The 17,115-nt window shown below is 40.3% G+C and carries 19 protein-coding genes; 3 read left to right on the top strand and 16 right to left on the bottom strand.

Annotation, left to right across the window (positions count from 1 at the left end; translation table 11 throughout):
• Positions 1-106 precede the first annotated feature (106 nt).
• The 16 genes from K5J94_RS00095 to K5J94_RS00020 all read right to left on the bottom strand — a co-directional run bounded on the left by K5J94_RS00095 (position 107) and on the right by K5J94_RS00020 (position 13,447).
• Positions 107-1,219: a phage tail tip lysozyme gene (locus K5J94_RS00095; RefSeq protein WP_221913079.1), complete on the bottom strand. Its 1,113-nt coding sequence runs from the start codon at positions 1,217-1,219 to the stop codon at positions 107-109.
• An 18-nt stretch (positions 1,220-1,237) separates the two neighbouring features.
• The gene (locus tag K5J94_RS00090; RefSeq protein WP_221913077.1) at positions 1,238-1,465 is read right to left on the bottom strand and encodes a hypothetical protein; all 228 of its coding nucleotides are present in this window, start codon (positions 1,463-1,465) and stop codon (positions 1,238-1,240) included.
• Positions 1,452-3,512 carry a conjugal transfer protein gene (locus K5J94_RS00085; protein WP_221913075.1) on the bottom strand — a complete coding sequence of 687 codons (2,061 nt, stop codon included), beginning with the start codon at positions 3,510-3,512 and terminating at the stop codon, positions 1,452-1,454. Before K5J94_RS00085 ends, K5J94_RS00090 begins: the two co-directional genes overlap by 14 nt.
• Positions 3,513-3,526: 14 nt before the next feature.
• Positions 3,527-6,031, bottom strand: coding sequence for an ATP-binding protein (locus K5J94_RS00080; protein ID WP_221913074.1), 2,505 nt, complete (start codon positions 6,029-6,031; stop codon positions 3,527-3,529).
• Between the two features lie 12 nt (positions 6,032-6,043).
• On the bottom strand, positions 6,044-6,466 hold the full coding sequence (locus K5J94_RS00075) for a conjugal transfer protein (RefSeq protein WP_221913071.1): 423 nt from the start codon (positions 6,464-6,466) through the stop codon (positions 6,044-6,046).
• A gap of 1 nt (position 6,467) precedes the next feature.
• A complete protein-coding gene (locus K5J94_RS00070; protein ID WP_221913070.1) occupies positions 6,468-6,692 on the bottom strand; it encodes a hypothetical protein in 225 nt (74 codons plus the stop codon).
• Positions 6,693-6,697: 5 nt separating this feature from the next.
• On the bottom strand, positions 6,698-7,678 hold the full coding sequence (locus K5J94_RS00065; RefSeq protein ID WP_221913067.1) for a conjugal transfer protein: 981 nt from the start codon (positions 7,676-7,678) through the stop codon (positions 6,698-6,700).
• A gap of 12 nt (positions 7,679-7,690) precedes the next feature.
• Entirely contained in the window at positions 7,691-8,242 is a 552-nt protein-coding gene (locus K5J94_RS00060; protein ID WP_221913065.1) for a conjugal transfer protein, read from the bottom strand.
• A 20-nt stretch (positions 8,243-8,262) separates the two neighbouring features.
• The gene (locus tag K5J94_RS00055; RefSeq protein WP_221913062.1) at positions 8,263-8,493 is read right to left on the bottom strand and encodes a hypothetical protein; all 231 of its coding nucleotides are present in this window, start codon (positions 8,491-8,493) and stop codon (positions 8,263-8,265) included.
• A gap of 63 nt (positions 8,494-8,556) precedes the next feature.
• Positions 8,557-8,892, bottom strand: coding sequence for a type II toxin-antitoxin system RelE/ParE family toxin (locus K5J94_RS00050; protein ID WP_227874721.1), 336 nt, complete (start codon positions 8,890-8,892; stop codon positions 8,557-8,559).
• A complete protein-coding gene (gene mazE, locus K5J94_RS00045; protein WP_221913058.1) occupies positions 8,885-9,166 on the bottom strand; it encodes a type II toxin-antitoxin system PemI/MazE family antitoxin in 282 nt (93 codons plus the stop codon). The genes K5J94_RS00050 and mazE overlap by 8 nt, the downstream gene beginning before the upstream one ends.
• A gap of 56 nt (positions 9,167-9,222) precedes the next feature.
• On the bottom strand, positions 9,223-10,476 hold the full coding sequence (locus K5J94_RS00040; protein WP_221913056.1) for a replication initiation factor domain-containing protein: 1,254 nt from the start codon (positions 10,474-10,476) through the stop codon (positions 9,223-9,225).
• 214 nt (positions 10,477-10,690) lie between these two features.
• Positions 10,691-12,376: an FtsK/SpoIIIE domain-containing protein gene (locus K5J94_RS00035; protein WP_221913054.1), complete on the bottom strand. Its 1,686-nt coding sequence runs from the start codon at positions 12,374-12,376 to the stop codon at positions 10,691-10,693.
• A gap of 15 nt (positions 12,377-12,391) precedes the next feature.
• A complete protein-coding gene (locus K5J94_RS00030) occupies positions 12,392-12,847 on the bottom strand; it encodes a conjugal transfer protein (protein WP_221913052.1) in 456 nt (151 codons plus the stop codon).
• 18 nt (positions 12,848-12,865) lie between these two features.
• Positions 12,866-13,162: a cytoplasmic protein gene (locus K5J94_RS00025; RefSeq protein ID WP_221913050.1), complete on the bottom strand. Its 297-nt coding sequence runs from the start codon at positions 13,160-13,162 to the stop codon at positions 12,866-12,868.
• A 36-nt stretch (positions 13,163-13,198) separates the two neighbouring features.
• Positions 13,199-13,447, bottom strand: a complete 249-nt coding sequence (locus tag K5J94_RS00020; protein WP_221913048.1) for a hypothetical protein — start codon at positions 13,445-13,447, stop codon at positions 13,199-13,201.
• Positions 13,448-14,055: 608 nt separating this feature from the next.
• Between K5J94_RS00020 and K5J94_RS00015 the strand changes: the two genes are divergently transcribed.
• The 3 genes from K5J94_RS00015 (at position 14,056) to K5J94_RS00005 (ending at position 16,990) form a co-directional block, all read left to right on the top strand.
• The gene (locus tag K5J94_RS00015) at positions 14,056-14,394 is read left to right on the top strand and encodes a helix-turn-helix domain-containing protein (RefSeq protein ID WP_221913047.1); all 339 of its coding nucleotides are present in this window, start codon (positions 14,056-14,058) and stop codon (positions 14,392-14,394) included.
• Positions 14,395-14,487: 93 nt separating this feature from the next.
• Entirely contained in the window at positions 14,488-15,807 is a 1,320-nt protein-coding gene (locus K5J94_RS00010; RefSeq protein WP_221913044.1) for a phosphoribosyltransferase-like protein, read from the top strand.
• Between the two features lie 358 nt (positions 15,808-16,165).
• Positions 16,166-16,990: a reverse transcriptase family protein gene (locus K5J94_RS00005; protein ID WP_221913712.1), complete on the top strand. Its 825-nt coding sequence runs from the start codon at positions 16,166-16,168 to the stop codon at positions 16,988-16,990.
• The last annotated feature ends 125 nt before the right edge of the window (positions 16,991-17,115 follow it).

Raw genomic sequence — 17,115 nt, 5'->3', positions numbered from 1 at the left:
GAAAAAGAAAAGTTATTTAGGATGGATACAGTATAGCTGAGTCATCCTAAACAAATCTTAAATCATAATCGTAAAAACTATAAAGAATCGTAAAAATTCGTAAAAGCTATTGTGCAACCGCAAAGCTGTAATAGCTTTGATTGGTGAGCACAGCATAGTGTGGTTTGTTTTGAACACCACCGACATTACATTCGGAGATGAGGAAGGTTCCGTCTTGGTTGACGGCTTCGACAAATGCCACGTGACCGTATTCTGCATAGGTGCCTCCGTAGCCACCTTGAACGGACATAACAGCGCCAACTTGAGGCTCTGATACTTGTTTCCAGCCACGAGAGACAAGACTAGCCACCCAATCTTGACCATTCCCGTTGTAGTTGTAGATAGCTGAGTCGGTACAGATGCCTGTCTCAATCAGGCGGTTACATACATACCAGGTACATTGTCCAGCTGGATAGGTGTTATTCCCTTGAGTCGTGACAGAATTTTCAGTAGGAGCTCCATATTTGAGCTTTCCAAGGTATTCTTGGGGCAAGTTAAAGGTAGAAGTTAGCGTGCCAGTAACAAGCCCTGTATCGCCTGAGAAAGCGCCAGAGGAGTCTGAGGTTATTGTTCCGTCAAACACCTTAAACCACTTGTCAGCGTCCGTCTGTAGTTTCTCAGCCTTGGTCTGACTGTCTGAGAGGGCAACACCTTCATAATGTTCAGACCAATACAAAGCAGCATCCCCAGGGTCAGCTGCTTTTTGCATCTCTGTTTTGACTTTTTTGTAGGCACCTTTTAACTCTGTTGACATGAGTTGAAGCTCAACATCCGCATCAAGTATTCGGCTTGAAGCTTGAGCCCAGCGGTCACCATTGACGGTATTAGACCAACCTGACCATTGGAAGTAACCAGCTACCCCACCGCCAGTGTTGATAGCTTTAGGGTCAAAGCCTGACTCACGTTCTGCAACTGCTAAACTACCTGTTGACCCTGCTAGAGTAAAACCTTCTTGGGAGAGTTGGTAATTGAGGATTTTGATGACATCCTCTGCCCGTTCTTCTGTGATTGATGCTTTCTGAGCTACCTCTTTAGCTGTTAGTGTCGTTCGCTTCCCAGTTGAACCGCCATTACTTAATGTGTTAGACGAGTCAACAGCAATCGCAGCGGCACAAATGATGACAAGTAATAGGGGCAACAGAAGCGAAGAGAGCAGACTCAGTTTGAATAGTTTTTTCATGTGTCCCTATCACCTCCTTTAGTGTTTGAGATAGACTTTGAAGATAACTGTCCCAAAGAGCCATTTGGCATCTAGGACAGCAGGGATATCCCGGCAGAGTTCGATAATACGTTTTGCTTCTTGGTCATCAACAGGATAAAAGACAGTTACCTTGATAGCTTTGAGGTCATTTTCATAGGCTTGGTAAATGTACTTTTCAAGAACGAGTTGAAGTTGATTTCTGGCATATATCCTAATAGCGTCCATTTTGTTCACCTCGCAATCTATTGAGTTCTTGAGTGAGACGGTTTTTTCGTTCGATATTGGCTTTGATTTTATCGTCTCTGGTTAAAGTCTTACGGGAACTTCTGGTGAAGGCATTTGACCCTTGTGCTTGATACATGGCACCAGCATCATCATAGTTACTGAGTTCTTTTTCCAAGCGTTCCATTTTCCGTTGCTTACGTGGTGATACCCATTGCTCCTTGAGTTCTTGGAATTCCATTTCTGGTGATGGAGGAGTTGTCGGCTGACTTGGGATATTTTCAGGGGTTGGTTGTTTTTCCAGAGAAGGGCTATTTGTTGGCGCCTTTTGTTTCGGAATGTTTGATTCAGAGGAGGTTGGCGTCAGTTGGTCAGGTGTTGGTGCGGGTTGCTCGGTAGGTGGTTCTGTTGGAACGCTTGGTTCTTCAACGGGTTCAGGGTTTGGTCTTGACCGTCTAAAGAAATTACCCGCTTCCTTAATGTGGGAAGAAGCATTCATAGCACTTCCAGCCACAAAACCAGTGCCAGCCATGGCAAAGTTACCTAGGTTTTGAGCAGCTTCAAAGCTACGTGACGGCATCTGTTGGATGAGTTCTTTACCCTGACTAACTTTGTTTTCCACTTGGTTTCCAATGTCTTCCATCTTGATGCGTGCCCGTGAGCCCATGATAAATTCAATGAGTTCCCCTTTATAAATCCAGAGGAAATAATAGACGGCAGCTTTAGCAACGACTGATAGGATGAGTTTGAAGAGGAGTGCGAATGTTCCCAAAGATGGGAAAGATTCGATGACACCATCAAACCCAGAAGTAATCAAGGTTTCAATGACTTCCCCTTTATAAATCCAGAGGAAATAATAGACGGCAGCTTTAGCAACGACTGATAGGATGAGTTTGAAGAGGAGTGCGAATGTTCCCAAAGATGGGAAAGATTCGATGACACCATCAAACCCAGAAGTAATCAAGGTTTCAATGACTTTTTCAATGTAGAAAATGATGAGTGTGATGAGTGTCGTAATCGTTGGGAAAACCAACCCACCAAACATGACCTTGAAAATTCCGAAGATGGTGTCTTGCATGGCAGGGACAAAGGAAATGAGTAGAGCGATTGGGAACAACAGAATCATGACCAGGACTAATAGCTGAGCAATGAGATTCAGGAGTTGAACCAGGATAATTGGAACCGCAATAACGATAGCTTCAACAATTTTGAAGATAACGTAGAAGGTCTTGATGAAAAGATAATCCCAAACCGCAGATACCCAGCGGTTCTTTTCTTTTCCATCATCTGCCTTATCTCCTAGCTTATCCAGATTGTCTTTTCTATCTTTGTTTTTAACCGCTACAAATTTCCCTGAGTCATCCACGCTTCCTAGGACTTTAGAATCCTCAAAGGCTTCTTCCTCACCTGTTTGGCTATTGACGTATTTCCCGTTTTCTTGACCCGTATTCACAAAGACGTAGGCAGTGTAGGAAGTTTGTGCGATATAGCTATCAGCCATTGATTTCCCGACCTTGATTGACTTTTCTTCACCATAAGAAACGGAGATATTTGAAATCTTATCGGTGACAGTGTTCGCAAGATTATCAACAGTATCAAGGATGTAGAGACCGCCAGAGGTAGAAGCTACTGTTCCGAAGTAACCAAAGCCTAGTAGGACGACGAGAAGCACATGGAGGACTTTTCGCATGAAGTTTCCACGAGAGAAGAAATACTGGTAGAAGAGGTAAAAGGCTCCGATGGTCAGAAGCATGGAAACTAGGGAACCACTTGATAAACCGCCAGAAGTTGAACCCGTTAGTCCCTGCCAGATAGATTTGGCAGCGTTATAGACGTAGGTTTTATAAGAGTCGTAGAGGTCAATGTTTTCCATGATACGAATCATGAGGGAGAAGAAACCTACTACAAGATTGAGGAGAAAGAAAAAGAGATTGACGAAAATCTCATTCATAGCCACGATAATGGAGGTCTCAATTTTTGACGTCTTTTCCAGGTAGGATTTTAAGGCGAAGATGTCCACGCCTTTTAGTTTCTCAAAGGCTTCTTGCATGTGAGCCCTCCTTTCTAGCTAGCATATTTATTTTCGAGGCTAGATGATACCGTTGCTTTCATTGGTTTTAGGAGCATGTCAATATCTTCAAAGATGTTGTGAATAGAAATCATGTTGAGATTGCCATAGACGTCATAGTAGAGGCATTGCCCTGAAATCATGTTGTCAATCCATTCCAGGTTGCTTTCTGTTGGTTCCAGATTGACGTGCTTGAGAATATCTTCTCGTTCTGATTTTTCGTAGAAGGCAAAGATAGTCCCAAATCCTGTTGTGTCATCATCATTTTCAGCATCATGGACAGATTGTGTGATGAGTGCCAAAGTGTTGTTTTTTGAGCGACCGATACGGCGCATATTCTTGATAACGGCTTGACCTTCGGCAGACTTCATGAGAATCCAGGCTTCGTCAAAGAACTCAATGGTATCTTCGCTTTCGTCACGTTCACCAAAGTGGGTACAGAAAGCACCAAGAGCAAACATAAGAGCGATAGAGTTTCGCTCGTGGTCTGAAATCTTTGAGGCATCTGTCTTTGGTAATTTCAGGTTGGCAACTTCAAGAACAGTGACTTGTGACTCATAATTGAGCCCTTGAGTCGTTCCATCAGAGAAGGCGAGTTCCAAGATAGAATTGGTCACAATGGAAGTGAGGTAGCGACCAACTGAGGCGATTTGGTCATTGTCACTGCCTTTGAGGGCTTCCAGAACGTGCTTAAAGCCAACGGTTTGACCAGCTTGTCTCTTATCGACAATGTCGTTGATGGTTTCGGTAATAGCTGTCTTCTGATCCATGGTGACGTTGTCAACCGCTTGGAGCAAGAATTCCAGCATATTCTTAGCGACTTCAACGGCTTGTTCTTTATCGAGAACGACAACAGGGTCAAGTACCCCGTGATTGGAAGCAAGTGAGCTATCGAGAGTGACAAAGTTGAAGGCTTCAATTTGTTTTTTACGTTCTGGATAGAGGTGGGCAAATTCAGGGCTGTTGATGATTTCATGATAGTGGTGACGCAGTTCACGTTTAGGGTCAATGTAGAGTGTCTTCACGTTTTGAAGGGCAACGGATAAGAAGATAATCTGAGCGAGGAAGGATTTCCCTTGACCTGTGGCACCCGTAATGATGATGTGTGGGTTCTTGGTGATTTTCCCAGCAATGTCTTCTTTATTACCGACAGTCGCATTAAAGAGGACTATGTTTTTGGAAGCGTTGATGGCTTTTTCGATGTTGTCCCAACGTCCTGTCCAGTTATCCACTCGTCCGATGTACCAGCCAATACGGTTACCAGCAGAGGTATTGGTAAAGGGCATGAGTTCCGCAAAGCCACGACTGGTGACCATGTGTGTCCACGTTCGTGTTTTCTTTTGCAAGTCTTGACCGTAAAGGAGTGCTTGGAAGAGATAAGGCGTATCGTGACTTGCTTCACTGATTTCAACGCCCATATCATCAAAGTAGTTGAGAACGACTTGACGGCGACTTCTAAGTTGACTGAGGGAAGAACCAGATACGATGAGATAAGCCCCGTATTCGATGATTTCCTCTTTGTTTCCGACTTTCTTCATCAGGTCTTTCAGGGAGAAGGAGCCCATGATAATCTCGTCTTGTTGGACGGTATCGGTATTCTCGGCTTCTTCCATGATGTTCTTGTAGCGAGTGTTGGAGCGTCCCATTTTACCTTTGATTTTATTGCGGTCAATGAACTCTGCCTTGAAGCGTAGTTCCACGGGAAAGTTGAGGCGTTGGACAAATTCGCCCAAGTGGAAACCATTGAAGATGGTGTTGAATTTCCCGACAGGAAGAATGGTCACGAAGGAATGGCCGTAGGGACTTTCCAGTTTGAGAAAGCCTCCGTTCATGCTTTTAATCAAGGTGTCTGTGACATTGAAAAGAGAGCGGTTAGCAATCACTTCTTTCTTAAGGTGGGGAATGTAGCGGAGGTATTGCATCCGTTGGTAGTAGAAGAGTTCGTCATCTGTCAGACGGCGACAGCGTAGCGTTGAAAGCACTTGGTAAATGACTTGTTCATCGGCAAGATAGTCTTCATACCAGGGCTTTTCTTCTTCTAGTTCAAAGCCTAGCCCGTTAGCTAGGGTCTCTGAAATCTCAGAGAGGCGCTCATAGGCTAGGTCTGCGAGACTAGCTCCCTTGTCGTGTTTTCTAAGACGGACACTAACCAGCCAGTCAAACTGATAAGGGATTTCCATTTCATTTGTCAGCTTATCGACCGTGTAGAGCAACAAGTCTTCACCAAGTGATTGATTATTTGGCGAGAGGACATCCATGAAATCACGCATCTTTTCTTCTAGGAGATAATCTTTTGGGATGAGGGAGATGTCAAAGTATTGGTTTTTAGCCAACTTTTTGAGTATCTGGCTGACTGTGATTTTATGCTTTCCTTTTTTCTCATCATCCGTGATGGTGATGGGTGTGTTTGGAATACGATAGTAAGCCATGACTTGCTTGTCTTTCCGAAAAGCTAAGTTTTCGTGTGTGGCTTTAATGGGGTATTGTAGTTTTAGTGCCATAGTGCCTCCTTTCTAAAGGTGAGTCTGTTCAAAGACAATGTCTTCATCGTCATAAGTTTCCACTCGTTCATCGTGATAGATAGCTTTCTTGTTCCAGCGAAATTCATAGAGGTAGCGGAAGTAATCCGCTAGAAAGATGTGCATTTTCTTTCCGTGCGGTTCATACTCTGTGTAGAATTTGGCGAGTTTATAGGGAACGTAAGCGTAAAGTAGCATAGAGATAGAGTGTGTGATTTTAGCAAGTGGGACAAGGATGAAAGAAAGTCCCAAAAGCATGACGACAAAGACGAGAATGAAGACAACAAAAAAGGACAGCTGCATCGGTGTTGCAAAGTACCAAATACGTGCCCCTTTTTGTGTCTTGATTTCCTGAATCCAGTAAGGAGCGTTTAGCCCCCTAGCGTAGTCATAGAGTGGTTCTTTCTTGTTGTTCATATCAGAGCCCCGTTTCAATACCAAAGAGGCGTAGGAACCAACCAATGACAGAGAGAATCTGTTGCCCTTTGGTCATGGATATAATGACTCCCCAAAATCCGATAACGGAAAAGAGTTGGAACCAGGAGCTGTTTTTCCAAGCCTTGATGGCTAGCAGGATTGCCACAGCCGTTATAATCCAAGCGCCATCACCTTGGAGAAATTGTTGTAGTGAGCTAGTGTTCATAGATGTTAGTCTCCTTCATGTTTTGCATAATCTTTTGGAATGGTGTGAGCTACTTTAGTCACATAGTAGGAATTTCCTTTAGGCGTGAGCGTCAAGGTGAAATTCTCTGAGCGAGTATTGCCAGCGACTTCAAAGGTGACATGGACATAAGCGGTAATGGTATCACCGTCTTCCGTCAGATAGACGTAGTCCAGTGACTTGAAAGTTGTGTTTTGAAGGACAGCTAAGTCTTTACCGACCAAGTCCAGATTGTCCTGGTCTGTGGTGTAGTTAGTAAAGAAGACATTGAGGAACTTTTTGACTTTCTTGTGTGTCTTTTCTGGGAGATTGTCAGAAGCGGTCAGACTGAGCGCAGATTCTTTATCAAAGCCTTTGGCTTGATTGTCGGTCAGGCTAGAATACCAAGGGAGCCCTGATACATAGTAGGCGTCGTTTTTGGTAGCGTAAGGGATATTAAACCCTGTGGTGATTTCTTCTTCCTTATCGCCGACTTTCTGCTTATAGGTCACTTGATAAGTAGCTGTGTTATCCGTCAGCAACAATAATCTAGCTGAAACCAGAGACATAGGAGTTCGTTTATGTCCTTGTGATTTAATCTCAGGTTCAACGTCATAAAAACCATTGAGCCTTTTGATTTGGGCTTCTTGTTCTTCGGCTTTATCAGAAAAAGAGAAGTAGGCTGCGACAAAGTCGTTGAGATAATAGGTCAAGCGGTAATCGGTGTCAGTTGATGTGGTAACGACTTGAGAGGATTGAGCGTTCTTGACCTCCTTTTCAAGTGAGGTGACTTTACTTGAGAGAGTGATAGCACGCAGGGAACCAGTGGCTCCGATGAAAGTTAAAAATCCCAATCCAGTGAGGACTAGGATATTCACGTTTTTCCGTGTCGTTTTGATAAGTTTTGGTGAGCCACGCTTCTTATCTTGTTTCTTGAAACGAGATAGGTAGTGAGTGACATTTTGGATGAGTGTTTTGAGTTTATTCATAATCCCTCCTTATCAGGCGCTAACCAGTTCAATCAACTTGTTGCCTTTGGCATAGAGCTGTTTGTGGAGCTTATTGATTTCTCCGTTGACGTAGTAGTAACCACGGAGTTCTAGGCGGATTTTTTCGAGAAGGTCAGCTGGGAGCTTTTCTGCTTCTTCATTCTTGAGCAGGTGATTGAGTTCGCCAGCTTTTGTCCAGGCTTCCTTGTCTTTGTGAGCTTTCATAAGCTCGCCCAGTTCAAGGGAAGCAGCTTTGATTTTCTTTTCAATGAGTGATTGTTTTGCCATGATAATTTCCTCCATAAATTGTTCTTGTTGGTCTAAGATGAATTGTCGAAAGAGAGTGACCAGTTTGGTGTCCATATTTCGATTAAAGTCTAAGACTTGACCATCAGTGGTAAAGTAGGCGTGTTGATATTTGGCGGGAGAGTCGAGGTCAACGGTTTCGCGAGCAAAGGCATCAAAGAAAAAATCCTTTTCTTTCATGAGTACGATATAGAGATTCCAGAATTCATTAGTTTCAGGAAAGCAGGTGATGCCTTCGTAGATTTTTTTGACAAGCATGGGTCATAGGTACCTCCTTATCACTCTTCGATTAGGTCATGATAGCCAAGAGCTTGGTAAATGTAATCATCATCAAACCATAGCCAATCATTGATTTGTCCTTCTGTCGGTGTCCTTCCTGAGAAGACATCTTCACAGAGGCTAGTGAGTTGGTCAATTCCGCCACGTTCACGGACTGTGTCTAGGGTTTCTCTAGCACCTGACCAAGCCTTGAAATTGTCGATGCTTGAGAGTTCAACTTTGTATTCCATGATGACCTCCTTAAAATTTGGGTATCAAAAAAAGGCAACTGAATTCAGTTACCTTGGAGTGCTTCACAAAAACAATTTAGCGTAATCACTTTTCACAGGAAGTAGGTGAGTAACGTACACAATTTTATCTTCCGTATTGATGTTATAGAAAAGCAGGTATTTGTGGTTAGCAATCACGATGCCAAATGTTTTGTATTGTTTAGAAATTTGTCTTCCAACTTTTTCATCCGCATCAAACCCACGTTCAGGAAATGTTTGAAGGCTTTTAATGCCTTCGAGGAGAAGTTGACTGGTTTTCAAAGCAGCATCAGGACTCAACAAAACATCTTGAATATAGTTTTTGATGCTTTTGATTTGGTCAAAAATCGTTTGTGGGATATTGACAGTGTATCTATCCAAGTAGCTCCGCCTCCATTTCTTCAATGGTGACGTAGTTACCCGCTTCGATTTCTGCCATGTTTTTATCAATGATAGCACCAAGCTCATCAATCATTTTTTCACGGATAAGCTCATCAGTAGCTTCTTCCAAGAGGTTTTCTTTGCTTGGGCTAAAGATGAGTGTCCCATCGCTGCCCTTATAGACATTGTATTCTTGACCTTGTGGAATTTCAAATTCTTTTGGGATTGTGATACTTAGAGAATTACCGATTTGTCGTGTTTTAACTACTGTCATGTTTTTTCTCCTATGTGTTTGGTATACACCGAGTGTATACCTTTCTTTTGTTTTTGTCAATTGATTGTCTCATCCTCCTTTTTCTTTAGGTTATAGGATGCTTGCAGGTATTGAAGAATGCTTTCAGCTCTATCTGTAATTTCGCCGTTTTCCTGAATCATCTTAATAAAGTCAGTCTCCATGATTTTGTCAGCTTCTTCCACCAGTTTGAGCGAATTGGCGACTTGGTACATGAGCCATTTTATCGTCCTACCGATGGAGTAAGGTTCAGGTTTCATCCTGAGTTTCAAGGGCTCAGTACCACCAAATATGCGTTGCCATTTCTGGTCAGGGACAAAAGCACCGAATTTATTGGTGCCATCGTAAACCTGCATTTCATGATTGATAACGCCACGGGCGATTTCTGCCAGGTCAACACCGCTAACGTATTCTTCAATAGCCAGCTGAGCTTTTTCTTGAGCGAAACGCAACTCGTAACGGTTCCAGATACCAAAAATCTCCAGGGATTCTTCCACGGAGATTTTTTCACTTTTGGCGAGTTCGTAACGTTTTTCATAGAAGTTGAAGTAGAGATTGCTTTGGCGACTTCCAAAATAAAGGGAGATACCTTGGCTACCTTCCACCTCATCCAGATTTCTTAGGTTGCCACCACCAATGTGATTCCAGGTTCTGATGTTCTTAAAACTCACCTCGTCTTTATAGACCTTGGCAATCATATCAGAGAGAAGAAATTGTTCGTCCTCTCTGTCATGTCCCAGATAGCGTTCATCCATGGCAATGTCTAGTCGTGTTACTCGGCTATCTGTGAGGTCAAAGAGCAGGGCTTGAAGAAATTCTTGCCAGCTCATGTCGATACTGTCTAGGACAAGTTCCATTTCACGGCACCCTTGACCAGAGAATTGTAAGGTCACTTGGTAATTTCCTGTTTCGATTTTGTCAAAAAAATCAAATAACCAAATATTGCCTCGCTTCCAGAGCCTTGTGTAATTCAGGAGCCTGGTTTCAAACTCTTTGAATTCGGTGAAGGAGCAGTGAAGATAGGTCTGACAGAAGTAGGATAGGTCACGGATTGACATGAAGGTCATGCGGAGGTAGTCGATATGAACATCAATCAGATCATCGGTACTATCTTTGTGATAGCCAAGTTCCGCTTTGAATTGACCGAATTTTTCTAGGCTTAAACCGCGCGATCCATCTTCATAGCTACGATAGGTACGAGTAGAAATCCCAACAGACTCCGCAAATTGTTTCTGAGTCATCCCTGTTTGTTTTCGGAATTTCTTGAGATTTAGTGGGCTTAGCTTATCCATTCATAGGGTAAACCTCCTTTCTGGTGAGTGACACAGTTTTTTAACGAAAGTGACACACTTGGCAAATCTTTGAAAACCTTGGTACCATTGGCGTGGTGGGGGTTGGACGTTGTCATTTTGACAAATGTTACCCCCCTATTAGAAATCGGGGGTTGAATCACAATCATGGGCGGTAGGAACTGCGAGCTACGGTCTGCGCCTGACGCTGTCAGGCTTACCCTTGCTCTTGTCCTAACCCATGATTTGCGAGACAGCTTTCAACCGCCTTTGGATAAGACTTCCGTCCTTCCTCTTCAAAGAGTGCCAAGGTTTCAAGAAGTAACTGTTCTTGAAAAGGTGTCACAACAAGCGAGTTATCCTCTTTGTCAAAAGGAACGCCTCGCTCATCCATGAGGTAGATGATTTTGCGGAGTGTCTTGACTGTCAGGTCATTTTCTTTGGCAAAATCTGTCAGCGAGCGTCTTTCTTCCAAGACCTCCATGACATCATCCTCCATTGGTTCGTAGTCTTCTTCAATAGGTTCCACATCTTCCACGGTGCCCGTGTGTGTGACAAGTTGCTCATCTTCTAGGACAGGCAATTTCATAAATTCCTCCTCAAAAGAAAAGCCTTTGTTAAAGGAAACGTAGGGAGAGAAGAACTCACCAGCCAGCTCACCATTATTAGCAATGTAACCACGTCCGTGAACCTTTTTACCGTTGATTTTATCCAGCTTTTTGAACTCTTTATTGCGGTTGGCATCGCCAAACATCATGTTGTAACCCGTGTCTTCCAGGTGCCCGACAGAGAGCCGTTTCATGAAGTTATCCCGAAGAGCAGTCTTGATATACTTACCATCAGGACGTTGCATAGCTTGAATAACGAATACTCCAGCTTGGCGTCCTTCTAGAACTATCTGGGTCAAGTATTCCGTAGCTTCTGCTTGCAGGCGGTAGTCATTTTCAATTTTAGCGATGAAGGCTGCCCACTCGTCAATGACAATGAATTTGGGCTTTAGTCCATACTGGGCAAAGTTCTTCCCTATCTTGTAGTCAGGGTGATTTTGCATGGCCTCGTAGCGATTTTCCATTTTAGTGACATTATCTTTAAGACAAGTGATGATGTCTTCTTTGGATATGAAGACTCGCCCTTTGAAGACGGGAACATTTTTAAGACCTGATAAGTCTGCGTTCTTCGGATCGCACAGGTCTATAAAACCAATCTTTGCCAGAGCTAAGACAATGGTCATGAGGATTACCGTTTTACCGCCACCGGTTCCCCCACCAATCAGCAAGTGTGGCTCAGCAATATAATCCCAAAAAACATCTTTCATGAGGCGGATGCCCTGGTCAGTCATGGCAACTTCTGAAACGTTAATACGGGAAGCGATACGATTGATGGTAATTTCATACTGAACAAAACGCTCATCAAAGGTCTTATTTCTAAAATCACCATTATACATGACTTCAAGGCTAGCCCCAAGATTGATAAATCGGTCTTGGAATTTATTTCCTTCGAGAATAAAGGAAGCAAGCAGCTGATACTTACCACGTTTGACATAAACTTTGGGGAGAGAAATCTTCTCAATCGTTTTGCCATCACGTTTGATTGTTTTTGAAAGATAGTACCGATTTTCCAGGAGAAAGTTAGTCATAATCCTCAGCGAGTTAAGGCGCTGAAAGAAGAGGAGTTTCTGGTAAAGAATGAGATTGACAATAGGTATAATTACGATAGGTGACAGAGTAGTCATTAGGATTTTTGGCAGGTAAAATAAAGGGTCAGCTATAATCAGGTCATAGATGGGATAGTAGTAAAAAGCGTTACCAATCATAAAGGGCAATAACATGAGAAAACTTGTTATCACCCTGATATGACGGTAGAATTTATGGACACGAAGCCCCCGATAGGTAAAGAGGTGCATGATTACCTCCTAGCGTCATTTTTTATCTTCTGCTTTTGGTTCAGATTTGGGAGTAGCTTGAGTCCCTTTTTTCTTAATGGCAGAAGCGTAGAGACGATAGTTGTCATTTCGACCAATAGCAGAGTAGGTCACGACAATATCAGTGAGTTCCACTTCTTCACGGTAATTGAGACCAAGGTCATTGAGCTGTTGTTCGGACATATCCACGATAGTGAAGAAGAGTGTTTCGTGTTGGTTAGCAGAGTGAATCCCAACGGTGATACCACGAATTTCACCAGTTGGGACTTGGGCGTAGGAGCCGTCTTCATTACGCTGGTTACGGTCTGCTTCATAGATTAGTTCAGTCCCTTCAATAGAGCGGAAGGTCAGTTTTCCAAAGACTTCATCGAGTTTGAGAGCATCAGTGATAACACGGTAGCTTTTATCAACAATTTGGAGTTTTTCTCCGAAGTTCAATCCAGTTTTAGCCATAATTTTTGAGTTCCTTTCTTATTTACCGATTTCGAGTTTTTCCGCAAAGACATTAAGGGCAGGGGCTACGTTTGAACCATTGACCGCACGGTCTGGGAAGAAGATAGGGTTGACGACTTTGACAAGCGTGTCCTCATCAAAGACGGTGTTAGTTGCAGGAGTAATGACATGGAAAGAGCCATGTTCTTGATTGTTCAGGACATGACGTTGGTATTTGCCTTCTTTACCAAAGACGGTACGTGGGGCATGACCAAGTTTTTCATAATAAGCAGTTCCAATAAATTCTGGTTTCATAGCAAGTGTTTCAGGAATCATAAGTGTTCTCCGTTTCTATATTTGGGTAATAAAAAATCAGTACATCACAGGGCTGACTTGAGCAAAGTAAAAGCGATTGATTTTGTTTTTGTAGATTTGACTATAGTAAGTCAATTCAGCAAGCGGATAGCCAGTTGCCTTGAATTTCTTGACGAGTATATCAATTTCTCCCTTGGCAGCGCTAAAGAGACTGGCTTGTAGGTCTAGATTGTGAGCGTACATCTTATGAGTGAAAAGATAATTTTGGAAGTGACGCTCTAAGCATTGTTCAAAATATGAGGTCATAAATGCCTCCTTTCTTTATTGCAAAAATAAAAGCTACTAGAAACATCCAGTAGCTTGAGCATAGACTACTCCTGTAAAACAAAGAGAAGTAGTCCGTTTGAAAAAGGGTTATTTGGTTGAAAGACCTATCTAGGAACTAGATAAATCTTTCACGGTGGCAACGTTTAGCAAGGTGCTTTGCGTTAATTACCATCGCTTTTCCAGCCAATCATTCAGGTAGTCATTATCATGCCTGTCACGATTCTCTTACGCCCTTTGGCGAAGCCAGTTCACTTTACTATTCGGAAAAGTGCGAAAGTCCGAAATGCGTGTGAGCCCACAATTCTTTAGAATTATTTTACTATCTCAACTTCAACCACAAACGGACTTGACTTTCTTTTTCAAACAAGATACAATAAAGGTACGAAGTTTAGTGTAGTTTGATGGTCAGTCCTCTGGTTGTCAGACGCACTTTTTATTTAGTTATCAATGAACGGTGCCAATAAATTGTTGGTATTATATTTTTAACTAAAATATAACCATTGGATATGTTTATATAATATAACTATTAGTTATATTTGTCAACAATTTTTTGAAAAATATTTAAATTTTTTTGAAGGACAACAATTATGGATTTTGCGGAACGCTTGAAAACATTGAGAAAACAAGCAAATTTAACTCAAAAAGAAATCGCTGAAAAAATTGGAATTTCCCAACCTGCCTATGGGGACTGGGAGCGTGGAACAAAAAAACCAACTCAAGAAAATCTTGTAAAGTTGGCTAAGATTTTCAATGTATCAGTTGATAATCTTCTTGATAACAATATTGAAGAAGAAGAACTTGCAAATGTTGAAGTTCTATTCCGTATGGCATCAGATGGTCTAACAGATGAAGAAAAAGCAACCTTCCGTGAAGAATTGATTGAGTTCATGAAAGAACGGAAGAAGTTGTTCAAAGAAGGAAAGTAGTAGTTTTTAAGAGAACAAATAATAGATAAGAATTTTTTATAATTTCATGTCGTATATAATATTGATTGATTTTTTGAATCAATATGAGAAAATATGGGAATTGAGTTAAATAAAATGTATTTCAAAGATGAAATAAGAAATGAATTTCTCAGGATTACTTGTGAAACAGATGAAACAAATATTTCAGATGGAGTTATTGAAGCAATTGAGCGGCAAGGGATTTTTTTTGGAAAAAATCAATCTTTATTTGAAGAATACAAGGATATGTTATTAAATTATAACTATTATACTAGAGAAAGAATTGAAAAATTTTTGCTAGATATAATGGTGGGTGAAGATTATTTTATTTTTACTAGTTTAAGTAAAGAGGAAGGCAGACCTGAATCCTCCAGTATAATTTACCCTCTCTTGTTTAATATTAGAGAAAATAGTAAGGCAGAAACATTTACAAAACGTACGGTAGATTTATTTGATTATGTGATTCGATATAAAGAGGAGATGAAAGCATATCATGACTTATTAGCTGAAGAAGGACCAAGTTATGTTATTGAAGAGTTATATTACGATATAAAAAAAAGAGCGAAATCGTATAATATTCAAAGGATTGATAGTTTAGAGAAAATAATCATTTTTGAAGATTTTGTAGGAATAGGAACGTCTTTGATTGAAAAATTTTTAGGGACAGATGGTATTTTGGCAAAATTAAATAAAATAAGAGAGCTAAATATAAAAATATTATTTTTGTTCTTGGAGATTAGTAAAGAGGGGAAAGATAAGTTAGATGAGTTTTTACATAAAAACTCTTTCGACCGATTTATAAGTTACGCAGTGCCGTCAGATACGCAAAATTTTAAAACTTATACTGGTAATTACCAAAACTTAAGTAGAGAAATTGGTATCAAGGATGCCAAATATAGTTTACAAGCATTAGTATCGACATATTTAGAAACTCCGAATAATACAATTGCTTTATTTTGGAAGGAAAAGCAGGACTTATGGAAGCCCCTATTCACAAGGACGGATGCATTTAGTGTATACAATGGTGAAGATGAAGAGCTTTTACAAAAGACATTGGATAAATATGATTTTAGAAAATCTAGAGGAATTGAATTACCTCAATTGGATTTAATGCATTTCAACCCTAAAGTGACTTTAATGGTACTAGTCTTGTTACAAGTTTTCAGTGATGGGATTAGTTGGGAAAAATCAATAAATATAGTGGAAGCAATTTTGAAGATATCGAAAACAGAATCTTCAGAAATAATAAGTCGGCTTCAGCACGCTAAGTTTATCAAATTTAACGACAATATTTCTAAAATTGAATTGACCAAAAAAGGTAAGAAAACAATTACTGAAGTTGAGTTAAAACCAAATACTAGTGATTTTATTGATGAATCTGTACTATCAGGCTAAGTTATGATAAAATATCATAGAAGTAGTGTTACTGCAAGTTGCAGTAAAGTATAGCAGAAATGCTATGCTTATGTGATACTTAATAAAGCAATTCTTAAGTTGGCTAGATTTGCTTCACTTCGTTTGCAAATCTAGCTAGTTTAAGCTTCGCTCATTTTGTTTACAAGTTTAAGTACTTCAAGATCATCAACAGAAGTTGATGATTTTTTGTGAGAATTATCATGATAGAAATAACAAGCACCGAGCAAATTGAATCATTGTTTAAAATAAGTGATTCAGAAGACATTAATGATATTAATGATTTTGTAAAAAAGAATAATCAAGTTTATGTAAAAACAAAAAGTAATGGGGAGCTGATATATATATATATATATATATATATATATCAGTTCCATCGGAACATTTAAAAGCTATTCAAAAATGGATTGTGAAGAATATTCTGGATGAACAAATGTATTCTGATTTTGCTCATGCTTATACAAAAAGTCGGTCGATTTTTACAAATGCTGAACTGCATATTGGGAATCGTATTTTGCTTAAGATGGATATTCATAATTTTTTTGATTCAATTTCTTTTGAGATGGTTAAAGAAATATTTATTTCACTAAATTATAACAATCAAGTTGCAAGTGATTTAGCTCGACTTTGCACTTACCATGGATATGTTAGACAAGGCTTTGTTTCTAGTCCAATAATATCGAATATCATATTAGCATCATTTGATAATGCTTTAAATGAACTGTTATTAAGCAAGAAATATATAAAATATAATTTAAAGTATACGCGCTATTCGGATGATATCACAATTTCCTCCGCTTCAGAAGAAATAGTAGAAATGAAGGACATTATAGACGAGGTCTCATCACTTTTAGAGGAAAATGGTTTTGAAGTTAATCAGTCAAAGACAAAAATTATTAAAGGGACTAATCCTAAGGTAGTGACAGGTGTTATTGTTAAATCAAATTCTATTTCTATTCCAAGAAAATTTAAAAAAGAACTACTGAAAGAGTTACATTTTTGTGAAAGATTTGGTGTACAATCTCATTTGATATACACGGGGAAATTTGGAAAATTAAATTACAAGGAACACCTTGAAGGAATAGCTAATTTTATAAGGAACACCGATAGTAAGTTTTACGAACAAGTGATTGAGCGGATAAGGAAGTTGGATATTGATGCGTGAGAAATATACTAGAGTAGAATTATCTAAATAGAGGACAATTGCTTGTGTAAATGTTTAGCTTATAGTATATTTTTGGAAGCTAAAATTAGTAAATTTTTATAAAACTATCTTTTTCTAAAAGCTCA

It is taken from the genome of Streptococcus halichoeri (assembly GCF_019774635.1).
GTDB classification, from domain to species: Bacteria; Bacillota; Bacilli; order Lactobacillales; family Streptococcaceae; genus Streptococcus; species Streptococcus halichoeri.
The sequence above is the reverse complement of the archived record's forward strand: the minus strand, read 5'-3'. Positions and strand labels throughout refer to the sequence as shown.